Source organism: Robertmurraya sp. DFI.2.37 (assembly GCF_029211245.1).
GTDB lineage: Bacteria > Bacillota > Bacilli > Bacillales > Cytobacillaceae > Robertmurraya > Robertmurraya methanolica_A.
In genome coordinates, this window is the sequence record NZ_JARGEJ010000440.1 from 1 (window position 1) to 338 (window position 338).

Annotated in this window: 1 protein-coding gene; it reads right to left on the reverse strand. The window is 29.9% G+C overall.

What is annotated here, in order from left to right; translation table 11 throughout:
• On the reverse strand, positions 1 to 184 hold a 184-nt coding region (locus PZE06_RS27215; RefSeq protein ID WP_275792273.1), incomplete at its 3' end, for a hypothetical protein.
• Between the last annotated feature and the right edge of the window lie 154 nt (positions 185 to 338).

Below are 338 nucleotides of genomic sequence, written 5' to 3' on the forward strand. Positions count from 1 at the left end.
AAACCACATATGTTCCAATGACGATTTTATTTTGAAAAATAGGAAAACAGGTAACATCAATATCGATAAACTCTTTATACCGCTTCATGATTTGTAAGTAAAAGCTGGTTAATTTTTCTCGATCATCTCTTAAGAAATACGTTTGTGTTCGATTTAATTCCGTATAGGAACAGATATCTTTCAATTCCAATTGCATCATTTCTTTTTTTGAATATCCTAATAAGGTTTGGCAAGCATTTTTTGTCTAAACGATTTCTCCTGACATATTAATGATGAAGTATGGATCTGAATTCTCTGAGAAAATGGAAAAATCACTGCCGATATTCATACTAATAAAT